This window comes from Ruegeria sp. AM4, assembly GCF_056540665.1.
The window spans coordinates 186,779-197,145 of record NZ_JBQFXD010000008.1 but is presented as its reverse complement, the minus strand read 5'-3'; the positions used below and the strand labels follow the sequence as shown (position 1 = coordinate 197,145).

At 56.7% G+C, this 10,367-nt stretch carries 12 protein-coding genes and 1 riboswitch; of the genes, 5 read left to right on the top strand and 7 right to left on the bottom strand.

All coding sequences use genetic code 11. The features are described 5' to 3' along the window. Window positions 1–106, bottom strand: a riboswitch (cobalamin riboswitch). This riboswitch is flagged as partial in the annotation. Window positions 107–207: 101 nt separating this feature from the next. The 7 genes from ACR0JA_RS15990 to ACR0JA_RS15960 all read right to left on the bottom strand — a co-directional run bounded on the left by ACR0JA_RS15990 (window position 208) and on the right by ACR0JA_RS15960 (window position 7,307). Then, the gene (locus ACR0JA_RS15990; protein ID WP_480576917.1) at window positions 208–696 is read right to left on the bottom strand and encodes an MSMEG_0572/Sll0783 family nitrogen starvation response protein; all 489 of its coding nucleotides are present in this window, start codon (window positions 694–696) and stop codon (window positions 208–210) included. A 75-nt stretch (window positions 697–771) separates the two neighbouring features. Next, window positions 772–1,023 (bottom strand): hypothetical protein, encoded by a 252-nt coding sequence (locus ACR0JA_RS15985; RefSeq protein WP_480576914.1) that lies wholly within the window; start codon window positions 1,021–1,023, stop codon window positions 772–774. Window positions 1,024–1,027: 4 nt separating this feature from the next. After that, the gene (locus ACR0JA_RS15980; protein WP_480576911.1) at window positions 1,028–2,362 is read right to left on the bottom strand and encodes an FAD-dependent oxidoreductase; all 1,335 of its coding nucleotides are present in this window, start codon (window positions 2,360–2,362) and stop codon (window positions 1,028–1,030) included. Window positions 2,363–2,711: 349 nt separating this feature from the next. After that, on the bottom strand, window positions 2,712–4,232 hold the full coding sequence (locus ACR0JA_RS15975; RefSeq protein WP_480576908.1) for a lyase family protein: 1,521 nt from the start codon (window positions 4,230–4,232) through the stop codon (window positions 2,712–2,714). A gap of 42 nt (window positions 4,233–4,274) precedes the next feature. Continuing rightward, on the bottom strand, window positions 4,275–5,606 hold the full coding sequence (locus tag ACR0JA_RS15970) for a class-II fumarase/aspartase family protein (protein ID WP_480576905.1): 1,332 nt from the start codon (window positions 5,604–5,606) through the stop codon (window positions 4,275–4,277). Continuing rightward, on the bottom strand, window positions 5,603–6,520 hold the full coding sequence (locus ACR0JA_RS15965) for an XcbA family protein (RefSeq protein WP_480576902.1): 918 nt from the start codon (window positions 6,518–6,520) through the stop codon (window positions 5,603–5,605). The genes ACR0JA_RS15970 and ACR0JA_RS15965 overlap by 4 nt, the downstream gene beginning before the upstream one ends. Next, entirely contained in the window at window positions 6,507–7,307 is an 801-nt protein-coding gene (locus ACR0JA_RS15960) for a phosphosulfolactate synthase (RefSeq protein ID WP_480576899.1), read from the bottom strand. The genes ACR0JA_RS15965 and ACR0JA_RS15960 overlap by 14 nt, the downstream gene beginning before the upstream one ends. Window positions 7,308–7,531: 224 nt before the next feature. Between ACR0JA_RS15960 and nthB the strand changes: the two genes are divergently transcribed. The 5 genes from nthB to ACR0JA_RS15935 all read left to right on the top strand — a co-directional run bounded on the left by nthB (window position 7,532) and on the right by ACR0JA_RS15935 (window position 10,230). After that, entirely contained in the window at window positions 7,532–8,191 is a 660-nt protein-coding gene (gene nthB, locus ACR0JA_RS15955; RefSeq protein WP_480576896.1) for a nitrile hydratase subunit beta, read from the top strand. Next, the gene (gene nthA, locus ACR0JA_RS15950; RefSeq protein WP_480576893.1) at window positions 8,188–8,787 is read left to right on the top strand and encodes a nitrile hydratase subunit alpha; all 600 of its coding nucleotides are present in this window, start codon (window positions 8,188–8,190) and stop codon (window positions 8,785–8,787) included. The genes nthB and nthA overlap by 4 nt, the downstream gene beginning before the upstream one ends. Before the next feature lie 3 nt (window positions 8,788–8,790). Then, window positions 8,791–9,162 (top strand): nitrile hydratase accessory protein, encoded by a 372-nt coding sequence (locus ACR0JA_RS15945; RefSeq protein WP_480576890.1) that lies wholly within the window; start codon window positions 8,791–8,793, stop codon window positions 9,160–9,162. After that, the gene (locus ACR0JA_RS15940) at window positions 9,159–9,572 is read left to right on the top strand and encodes an OsmC family protein (RefSeq protein WP_480576887.1); all 414 of its coding nucleotides are present in this window, start codon (window positions 9,159–9,161) and stop codon (window positions 9,570–9,572) included. The genes ACR0JA_RS15945 and ACR0JA_RS15940 overlap by 4 nt, the downstream gene beginning before the upstream one ends. Before the next feature lie 127 nt (window positions 9,573–9,699). Next, the gene (locus ACR0JA_RS15935) at window positions 9,700–10,230 is read left to right on the top strand and encodes a DUF1097 domain-containing protein (protein ID WP_480576884.1); all 531 of its coding nucleotides are present in this window, start codon (window positions 9,700–9,702) and stop codon (window positions 10,228–10,230) included. Window positions 10,231–10,367: the final 137 nt, after the last annotated feature.

Genomic DNA, 10,367 nt, shown 5'->3' with positions numbered 1-10,367 from the left:
CGCTTACAGTTGCGGGGGCAGTCACGGATTTGACACTCGAGGTCGCACCGTATTCCCTTTTCATCCCTCGGACAAAACCGAAAGAACCATCTTTCGACCAGCTGCTTGAAGACAAAAACTGGCTGGTAATCGAGTTTCGAAACCAAGCAGGATCAGCTGGGTGTAGGGGGGAGACCAAACACCCAGCCAGTGTTTTTGCGATCTGAATCAAAGCGTCCAGGTCGAGAATACAAGCGCACGTTCGCGATACGCTTGAATGTTGGCGTCCAGAACGTCCAGAGGATTGAAGGCCTTGACGCCCGGGATCAGATCGTCTTCGCGCATCCCGTAAAGCGCGCCCATCGCAAAGCGGCAGGCATAGACCTTGGCGCCCTCGTCGATCAACGTCTTGAGCTGGCGGTTGTAGCCCAGGTTGCCCGGGAAACCTTCATTGCCAACGGCCGGATAGCCGCGTGCGGCCGACGCCATCAGAACGCCAGGTCCGTACAGAATGAAGGTCAGTTCGAAACCTTTACGCTGCAGCCGGGTGGCCGTCAGCATATTCACCAGTCCGACCGATCCTTCGAACGGAACGGTGTGCATGAATACATAGGCTTTGTCGCCTTCGTTCGCCTTGTGATCCGGAAAGATCTTTTCTTCGACGTCAAAAAGGATGTCACCTTCTTTGGGCGGGTCGATTTTAACAGTTTGAGGCATTTCAACTCCCTTGTTGCAGTGGTGTTTACCTTGATTGTTCCAAGAGGCTGCGCCCCTTGCTGAACCTGTTGAATCCTATTGTTTGGATCGAAAGTTCTTACGCGGCCAATGCCGTTTGTGGCTGCCGGGAATGACGTCCATGAACCATTTCTTCATGGTCCAGGGCATCATGTGATAGATCGGGATAACCAGCTGTCGCCAGAACCTGTCCTTTAGCCCCCGGGGCTTGTTGGGTGGGTTCATTCCGGTCCTGCGCGCCATTTTGTCTTGCGCATCGCACAGAAGGTAATGCTCGGAGTTTTCTCTGAGCCATTGGGAAAACGCCATCGCCTCAGACCTTTCCGTCCAGCTTCATAACCGCATCTGCGGCGGCGATCTGGATGGGCTCGTTCAATGCGCCAATAGCGGGCGAGTAAACGTTTTCCATCGTTGCCAGAGCATCGATTGTCAGACCGGCCCGAGAGGCCACACCCAGAAAATCTGCGCGTTCCTTGACGCCTTCGCCGCCAACCATCTGCGCACCCAGCAACCCACGCGTTTTGGGGTCTACCAAAAGCTTGACCGTTATCGGTCGTACGCCGGGGTAATACCGCGCCCGGGTGATGCCTGTGGTTTTGCCACAGACATAGTCCATTCCGACTGCCGTGGCCGAGGTTTCGCCAAAGGAAAATCCGCCGATCATCCACTCACCTGCCAACATGCCCCAGGGAACATGCACCGGCTGGTAGATACGCTCACCGCCGGCGGCGTTTACACCAGCAACCTTGCCTTGCGCATAGGCGTGGCTGCCAGTCAGCCCCTGCAATGGCAGGTTGGTGACGCCGTGTACGATTTCGGCGCAATCTCCGGCGGCATAGATATCCGGGTCCGAAGTCTGACCTCGGGAATCTATGACGATCCCGCCGGTGCTGCCAATTTGAAGTCCTGCTGCAGTGGCAAGATCGTTATTGGGGACTTTGGGCGTCCCCAGAATGACGATATCGGCTTGAACGTCGCCGAAGGTGGTTTCGACATGCGTGACGTTCTTGTCGCCGCGGAACGCTGTAACCCGCTCGCCCCAGCGCATATCGACGCCTGCCTCTTCCCAGTCTTTGCGGACCGGCTCGATGATATCGGGATCGACCACGTCGGACATCGGCCACGGGTTCGGATCAACCAGCGTCGTCTTGATACCGCGGTGCACCATGGCCGAGACCATCTCTACTGCAATCGGACCACATTCGACGACAACCGCCGTTTTTACATTGTCTAGGAACTTGTCCCAATCCATCGCGCTGCGGATGTTCTTGACGCGGTAGATGCCTCCGAGGTCCTGCCCAGGGATGCCCAGCTCTTTGTAGCGCCAGCCCGAGCAAAGGATCAGCTTGTCGTAACTAATGTCGCCTTCGCCGGCGACGTTGATGCGCTTGTTCGTGCGATCGATCGCGTTCACGGTTGTTTCATAGTGAACGTCGATACCTTGCTCCATGTACTGTTCCTTGGTCGCAAGGAACAGCCGGTCGAAGGAATCGATCTCTTTGCCGTGAACGAATGGGATGCCACAGGGGCTATAGGCGACATCCTCAAACTGAGTGTAGACGATGGTTTCTGCGTTGGGGTCCGTCCCCTTGGCTGCTCCGGCTGCTCCAAGGCCACCCGGCCCGCCACCGATCATCACAATTTTCACGGAATTCTCCCCCATCGAACGTTTTATCATCAAGTGTTGATGTTTCGTATCGTAGAAATACATAAACTATCCGTCAAGCGTTCTGTTTACTTTCCTTTTCGAATTGAGCGGATAAGATTTTCTGAATTCAGGCGCGGATTCGACCCATTGGCTCAGTGCGTCTGCGCCGGCAAATTTTGATCAGTGAAAATTGAATGAATTATTTTATGTTTATTTACTGGCTGTTATGAATTTATTCGGCCCACGTATGGACACGCCCGCGAATTGAATCAACTGCCCCGAAACAAGAGGAAGCGGGCCTACTTCCCCCTCGTGCCCGGATAAAGTCCAAAGAAAAATTGAGGCTTAATTATTCACCATTGTTAATGGCTGCTCTCGCCTTTACCAGCAATGCTTCCTCAGCTTCCGAGAATCGTTGAAGTGCATCCTCGGCGCTGCGACTCAGTCTCTTTGCAGCGTCCCGGTTTTGCTCGGCCATTTTCAAGACAACCTCGGGCGCGGCTCCGCCCGGTGCAGTTCGCGTGGCAACGATATTGCGTGGGTCAAGCGCCTGTTTCAGCGTCCGCTCATCCGGCGTCAGAGAGATGTTGGCCACCTTTTGCGCGGCATCCGATATGTGCTGGGGCGTGATATCCACCCCGCGCAACCCAGCTCGGCTGGCCGTTCGCACAGCTTCACCTACGATGTTATAGGCCATCCGGTAATCCAGCTTGTGTGTCAGCATGATGTGTTCTGCAAGATCGGTCGCTTGGCAGAAACTGTTTTCCAACAGGGTCCACATACGCTCGCGGTTGACGGTCAGTGTCCCGACAACACCCGTCATCAGGTCGCTGATCCGGGCCGAAAACTCGAGCGCGCGTGGTACTTCGCCATAGGCAAAAATCAAGTTGTCACTGCGCGCAGAGGGGCTTTTGACCACCGCAAGAAATCCGCTGAGCCGTCCGATCAGAACGCCACCGCCGCCGCGCACGATCGAAAGGGAATAGGGGTTGCGCTTTTGCGGCATCAGAACCGAAGACCGGGTAAAGGGGCCCGCCAGATCCACATAGTCAAACTCCTGACTGGACCAGATCTCAAGATCTTCGGCCAGTTTCGATTGATTCGACAAGGCGCTGACAGCCGAGGACAGGACATCAATGAAAGTATCCGTTTGCCACATGGCGTCCCGCGTGTGGTCGATGATCCCGTCGAAGCCCATCAATTCGGCGATATACGAGCGGTCATCCAAAAGTTGCGTACCGTTCACGCATCCCGCGCCCCCCGGGCTCTGGTTGATTTGCGAAAGACATGTCAGCATCCGCTCGCCGTCCCGCAGGGCGGGCGGGGCGAAGGCCAACAGATAGTGCCCAAAGGTCGAGGGCTGCGCCTGTTGCAGATAGGTCTGATCCGCCATCAGGACGTCTCGGTGATCCCGCGCAAACGTGGCGGTTGTTTCTGCGAATGCACTGACGGCCCGGATCAGTTCCGCAGTCAGGCGCCGCATCTCGACCCGCAGCGCAACACGCGCCGCCTCGCGCCGAGGGCGGCCCGCGTGAAGCCATCCCGCGGCATCTCCGATCTGCGATACAAAATGCCGCTCGCGCGAATTGTAAGGCTCGCCATATGCGGCATTGTAGGGAAAGTCTTCAACGGGCGTTTCATGCGCTTCTAACAGTACGCGCAACAGCTTTTGGGCGGCATCATCAGGGATGATCTGACGATGCATCAGGTCCAAGACATGACCCAGATCCGCGATATTCAACCCATGGTGCAGAACTGGCGCATCGGCAATTTCCCATGCAAACCCCGCGTCGATCAGCTCTTGCGCAGGGCCAGAGGCGGATGGCCCTGCCAAACGTTGCGATCCCGGTTTTACATCCTCAATGGTCATGGGAGCCTCCTGTATTACTTTTCCTTGGGGTGGTCCGGCTGATCAAAACAGCGCTTCACTTTCGGCGTTGCGCCGGTCGGATGCGCGGGCCAAGACCCGGTCCACCATCTGGGCCGACGCGCCGGTCTCAATCTTTGGATCGTTGACGGGTTCGAACCCTTCGACCAGGTCCGAAAGAGCCTCGGGAATCGTGACGCCTTCCTCACGAACCTTGCGATATGCGTCCTGCAGCGCCGCTTGCGCTTTGTGTTTGCCCAGCTTCTCCGACAGCGCCGACAGCACACCTTCCGAGGCGGATTCCTGTAACAGGTTGCTGCGCATCGCATCGACGTTCACTTCAAGCCCATCGACCAGATCTCGTGTCATAGCTGCCGCTGCAAGGCTGTAATGGCAAAGTTCCGGAAAGACCGCCCATTCAACCTTCCACGACCGGGCATCACGCTCGTTTTCCTGCAACATGGTTTCTGCCAACACGCTTGCGTTAGCGCGCACCAGCTTCGACAGCGCCACGATCTGTTCACTGGATTCCGGGTTGCGCTTGTGCGGCATGGTGATGCTGCCGACCGTGTTGGGGTTGGTCCGTTCGGCCAATTCACCAATTTCCTTGCGCTGCAAGGTAAAGGTCTCGTTGGCAATCTTGGCCAGCGTCGCTGTGCTCATCGCCAATAAATGCGCAAACTCGCAACAGCGATCGCGGGCGTTGATCCAGCTAACGTCGGGCTCACCAAGGTTCAGTTCAGCGCAAAACCGCGCCCTGAGCGGCATCGCCTGTTCGCGAAAAAAGCCCAGCGACCCAACCGCACCACCCAATTGCGCCACAAAAAGGCGGCTTTGGGCCTGCTTCAGCCGCTGAAGGTGACGACCGATTTCATCGACCCAAACGGCCGCCTTCAATCCAAAAGTGATCGGAGAGCCCGGCTGCCCGTGAGTACGTCCGACCATCGGCGTTGTACGATGCTGTTCAGCCAGCGCCAGCAACAGCCCCTCGACCACCCAGAGATCGCGCCAGATCAGGCGGGCGACGGCCAGCATCTCCAACACCTGTGCGGTGTCAGTAATGTCCTGCACAGTCGTGCCGTAATAGACGTATTCCTTGGCCTCTTCGGGCAAATGATCACGCAGGACATGGATCATGCCCAATGTTGAATGCGAAGTCGCACGCGTTTGTGCCGCAATATCCGAAACTGGTAAGTCGATGCGTGCCAGATCTTCGATTACCGGCTGCACTTCCGAGGGTATGATCCCACATTCTGCCTGCGCACGTGCCAAAGCGACAATGACCTGCACCCAGCGGCGAACGCGCGCCGGTTCGTCAAAAATCTCGCGCGCCTCGGCAGTTGACCACTGGTGCCCGAAGATTTCGGAATCGATCATATGTGCGACCATGCGACCCCCGTCTGTTCGACGATCAATTCGATCGCTTCGCGGACTTCATCAAGCGATGCGCCCCAGGGCACGAAAACCGCATCCGTGCGATCCTCGATCCCTTCTTGCAGCTGGCAACACCGCGTCAGAACCGGCCCGTCAGATTGCGAAAACTGCGACAGGAATTTTCTAGGGCATGTATCCACCAGATCAGGAGGCTTGTTGTAAAACCAGCTGTGGATCTGATCCGATCGCTCGCAGCCCAACAGCACCCAGTCCTTTTCGGGCGGGCGTTCGTCCAGATACGAAACAGCTGCATTGTCCACTTCAATGCCTGACCCTCGGCACGGGACCAGCAATTGCTTTGGGGCTGGGTGTCGCTCGTCCGCCAGAACATCCCGGCTGTCAGTCAGGACCGGGACAACCACGATTGGGGGCAGGTTTTCGGCCGCATCCAATACCCGCTTCACCTGATCCACCAACTTCGATGGAAAGGGCGGGACGATGTCCAAAACGGTCAACCGAATGGGTTCGGGATTCAGAATAAAACTGACATGCGAATACCGACCCTCGATCACAACGCATTTCTGCCCCGGGAACCGTTCGGCCACAGCCGCCAGATGAGAAGGAATGCCCGCATCCGCAAGATCGTCGGTAACGTAGACACAGTCCCGAGGTTCAGCCAACATGCGAACAGCCGTGATAGGGGAAAAGAGGTCGGTGTCGTTTGCGCGATCAACCTCAAGCAGCGCGGTCTCTTGCCCACATCTGGCGACAATGAAACGCGTGCGCATATACGCCTCGCGGCCGGTAAAGTGGGGGATCAGCCAGTCGGCATCCAGACATTCGAGATCGGTAGACAGCGCCACCGTTCGATATCTGTTTGGAACGATATTGAGGGCCGAGGCGTCAAAGTCGAACATCCGCGCTGGCCTTTTCAAGCTGCTGAGTCTCCATGGTATCCGCGCGCAGGCCAAGCCGCAGAGTCTCTAAGCCCAGCACTTCGTCCAATTGAATGTTGCCCAGACTTACCTCGGACCCGAAATGCTTGATCAACAAAACCTGCTGATCCCGACGTGGAGCCTCGAAAATTAGCTTGTCCGCATAAGGGCTGTCCATCAATGCCTCGATCAAAGTGCACCGTGCGCTGCCATCGGATTGATACAGGCCGACGGTCCCACTTTCACGACCCTCGGCCACAACCCAGCTAGCACCCGCTGCAAGATCGCCCTCGATCTCGGCAATCCAATCTTCCGCATCCGCAGTTTGGCTTGGGTCCTTGCTGCCGACCTCTGCCAGTACTTCGAAACCGGCGTCGCGCGCGCGTGAGATCATCTCCTGCTTTTCGGCGACAGGAATTTCAGACGCGCCATCCGAGATTTCGACGCAATCGAAACCGACCTCAGCCGCGAAACGCAACATCGGACCGACTTGACCCTGTAGCCGTGAAATCTCCATCAAGGTGCCGCCGGTACAGGTTTTGATTCCGGCCTCGCGCAATTCGGCGACTTTCGTGCGCACATTGGGATCTATGTAGGAGATGCCCCAACCGAACTTCCAGATGTCAATCAGACTTGCCGCCTGCTGGATGACATCACGCGTATGAGAAACGGTACTGCCCTTGTCCAGAACATGCGTCAGCCCGGTTGATCTGGGCTTGGGGCTGCGCAGAGCAAGATCGAGGAAACACGGTCTGGGATCGGCAAGCATGTCTAAAATCCTCAATAGTTTTCCCGACTATAGCCAAACGATCTGACCATTACGGATACGACTTAAAGTATTTCGTATAATTAACTTAGTCAATCTTTTTTGTTGGCCCGAAGGGTGTACACCGGGCCGCGTCCGGCATTTCACTAAAGTAACACTCATTTCTTATAGTTGACAACTCATCCCTGTTGCTCATACCTTTTCGACCAAACAAAGGGAGGCGATTCATGGATGGAATACATGACATGGGAGGAACCGAAGGCTGGGGAAGCGTCGAGATCGACCCCAACGAACCGGTCTTCAAAGAAGATTGGGAAGCCCGCGCTTTTGCGTTGAGCCTGGCCTCGATGGGTGTCTCGGGAACCAACCTCGATGCATTCCGGCATGGTTTGGAACGCCTGCATCCCGTCGACTATCTGTCCGAAGGATATTACGGGCGCTGGATCAGCACGGCCGAGCTTTTGTGTGTCGACAGCGGAATTCTACCCCCCGGCGCGGTTGCCGCGCGGGCCCGGGTGATGCAGGGCGAAAAAGTCGATGAACCAGCAGATGTTGAGACCAACAAACCCCAATATGAACGGGGTGGCGCGGGTTCTCTGCGTGAAATCGAAGATGCTCCGAAGTTCGCAGCAGGTCAGGTCATCCGCGCCTCGTCCGAGCGCAAATCGGGCCATACCCGACTGCCTGCTTATATCCGGGGCCGCACGGGGACCGTCATCGCACAACGGCCAGCAGCCGTGCTGCCAGACAGCACCGCGCATTTCGTCGGCGAGGACCCGCAGCACGTTTACACGGTCGAATTCGACTCGACAGAACTTTGGGGCGAAGACGCCGAAAAATCCAAGGTCCGTATTGACCTGTTCGAAAGCTATATGGAGGCCGCATGACCGAACTTCCTCATTCCGAAGACTACCCGTCTCCGCAACTTCGCGTCGAAGCGCTTGAGGCATTGCTGGTTGAACGCGGCCTAGTCGATCCCAACGTTTTGGACGGGTTCATCAATCGCTATGTCAACGATGTTGGTCCGATGAACGGCGCCAAAGTGGTCGCCAAGGCCTGGACCGATGATGACTATAGGAAACGTTTGCTGGCGGACGGCACCGAAGCCTGCAAAGAGCTGGGCTTTGCCGGACCGCAAGGCGAGCATATCGTTGTCGTTGAGAATACGCCCGAGATGCACAACATGGTCGTCTGCACCCTGTGCTCGTGTTATCCATGGCCGCTGCTTGGCCTGCCGCCGAACTGGTACAAAGACCCGGCCTATCGGTCACGATCGGTTCGCGAACCCCGGACCCTGCTAAAAGAGATGGGATTGGACTTGCCAGAAAGCGTGGACATCACGGTCTGGGATTCCAGCGCCGAGAACCGCTATTTCGTTTTGCCGATGCGCCCCGAAGGTACGGACGGCCTTTCCGAAGACGATCTGGCCAAGCTGGTCACGCGTGACGCGATGGTTGGTGTCGCGCAGGTTTCGGCGGGCTGAACCATGACGATGATGGACAATATGGGGCCCGAATCCCAAACGCCCCTGCCCCGCTCGAACGGAGAGTTGGTCTTTGAAGAACCCTGGGAAAGTCGCGCGTTCGGCATGGCTGCCGCGCTGGCGGATCAGGGCGTATTCGACTGGACCGACTTTCAGCACGGTCTGATCGCTGCGATTGCAGATTACGAAAAGGATCACGACAGTATCGAGACGCCTTATCGCTACTACGAACGGTGGTTTGCGGCGCTTGAGTCCCTGGTCGTCAATCATGGGCTGTTGTCGAAACAGGATATTGACGCTCTGACCGAAGACTTCTGCAAACGTCCGCACGGCCACGATCACCGTCATGATCACGATCACGGGCACACACATTGAGCGGCCAAAAAACAGTCGAAAGCACGTGGCGCGGCGGCCTGTGTTGCGACGTCGACATGGGTGGGTTTTCGGTTACGGTCGATGAACCCCCCTCGGTCGGCGGAACCGATCTGGGGCCCGAGCCAACCTCGCTGCTTTTGGCATCGGTGGCGTCCTGTTTCACTGTCGCCATCGCCTATTGCGCGCGCAAACGATCGGTCGAACTGACGGATCTCAAGGTTTCAGTAATGGGCAAATATGACGGCCCCAAATACTCGTCTATAACCATATCCAGCCAACTGGGCTGCGACGCATCGCAAATCGACGGCATCATCCGGGCTGCCGAGCGGGTTTGCTATGTCACGAATACGCTCAAAACGACCCCGGACATTCACATCAAGTCAACACCAATCACGCCCGGCGCAGCGTGATCCTGAAATAGTCAGCGCCTGATGCGCCCCGTTTGGGCGTGTCTACAAACAATCACAAAAAGCAGAGCCAATCTGCATGCCATTCAGTGGCCTGGTGCCGCTGTGCCAACAGTAAAGGAGACTGATAGTGAAAAGTCTGAATGCGTTAGCCATTAGCATCCCGGTGACCGGGGCCATTGCAACCTACCTCGCGCTGGGACCTCTTAGCGGGTTCTTTCTGATTTGGGCGGCATTTGCCGTCTGGGGCGGATACTTCGCCTTCGGAGCGAACGGGGCCGCCTTCAAAAACATCGTCGTTTGCGGCATTTTCGGCTGTGTCATCGCATGGGTTTCGACGCTGATCATCCTGAATGTCCCGCTTGCAGACGCGCTGGGTCTGCCCATTTGGGCCGCGATTGTCGTCAATCTGGGCGTCGCGGTTGCGGTGCTGGCAGCCAAATCCGAGCTTTTTTCTGCCATACCCTGCACCGTATTCGGTATCGCCAGTTCCTATGCCTATCTGCTGCAGACACCTGACGTCATGAGCACCGCTGTACTGACTTCTGCTAGCCTCGAAAACCAGATCATCCTGATGCCGCTGTCGATCATTGCTGGTGCCATTTGTGGCATGATTTCAGGGACATGGGGATCAGCCATGACCAGCGAAGCAGAAGCGTAAGCGTAAGCGCTTAGCCGGATGATGCCTGTTTCCACCTGTACGATCCCGTGGGTTTGAATATGGCATCCGCTTTGGGTTCGGGCACTCCACCCGCCCGGACCCAAAGCATTTATCACAATAAACGCACCGACCCGATC

Bases quoted from the DNA above. Each gene is read 5' to 3' on its own strand.
- nthA (WP_480576893.1), top strand. From the start codon at position 8,188: ATGACCGAACTTCCTCATTCCGAAGACTACCCGTCTCCGCAACTTCGC.
- ACR0JA_RS15975 (WP_480576908.1), bottom strand. From the start codon at position 4,232: ATGACCATTGAGGATGTAAAACCGGGATCGCAACGTTTGGCAGGGCCA.
- ACR0JA_RS15990 (WP_480576917.1), bottom strand. From the start codon at position 696: ATGCCTCAAACTGTTAAAATCGACCCGCCCAAAGAAGGTGACATCCTT.
- ACR0JA_RS15985 (WP_480576914.1), bottom strand. From the start codon at position 1,023: ATGGCGTTTTCCCAATGGCTCAGAGAAAACTCCGAGCATTACCTTCTG.
- ACR0JA_RS15960 (WP_480576899.1), bottom strand. From the start codon at position 7,307: ATGCTTGCCGATCCCAGACCGTGTTTCCTCGATCTTGCTCTGCGCAGC.
- ACR0JA_RS15965 (WP_480576902.1), bottom strand. From the start codon at position 6,520: ATGTTCGACTTTGACGCCTCGGCCCTCAATATCGTTCCAAACAGATAT.
- ACR0JA_RS15945 (WP_480576890.1), top strand. From the start codon at position 8,791: ATGACGATGATGGACAATATGGGGCCCGAATCCCAAACGCCCCTGCCC.
- ACR0JA_RS15970 (WP_480576905.1), bottom strand. From the start codon at position 5,606: ATGATCGATTCCGAAATCTTCGGGCACCAGTGGTCAACTGCCGAGGCG.
- nthB (WP_480576896.1), top strand. From the start codon at position 7,532: ATGGATGGAATACATGACATGGGAGGAACCGAAGGCTGGGGAAGCGTC.